Origin of the sequence: Salmonella sp. NW177 (genome assembly GCF_051811585.1) — a bacterium.
Taxonomy (GTDB): domain Bacteria; phylum Pseudomonadota; class Gammaproteobacteria; order Enterobacterales; family Enterobacteriaceae; genus Salmonella; species Salmonella enterica.
On the sequence record NZ_JAMMZV010000038.1, the window covers coordinates 1 to 286 of the forward strand.

A 286-nucleotide genomic window follows, 5' to 3' on the forward strand; every position below is an offset into this window, starting at 1 on the left:
TTGGTGGGTCGTGCAGGATTCGAACCTGCGACCAATTGATTAAAAGTCAACTGCTCTACCAACTGAGCTAACGACCCCTTGGATAAGGGTTACTGCTTCAATCATTCAGGATGGTGGGTCGTGCAGGATGACTCGGCTTCGCCTCGCCCTTCGGGCCGTTGCTAAAGCAACGTTATCCTTCACGTTCTCTACCAGTTACCACCTTGTATATTGGTGGGTCGTGCAGGATTCGAACCTGCGACCAATTGATTAAAAGTCAACTGCTCTACCAACTGAGCTAACGACC

Annotated in this window: 1 tRNA gene and 1 other RNA gene; both read right to left on the bottom strand. The window is 50.0% G+C overall.

Annotation, left to right across the window (positions count from 1 at the left end):
* Window position 1 precedes the first annotated feature (1 nt).
* Window positions 2–77, bottom strand: a tRNA-Lys gene (locus NA986_RS24390).
* A 34-nt stretch (window positions 78–111) separates the two neighbouring features.
* Window positions 112–280: non-coding RNA, RtT sRNA (locus NA986_RS24395), on the bottom strand.
* Between the last annotated feature and the right edge of the window lie 6 nt (window positions 281–286).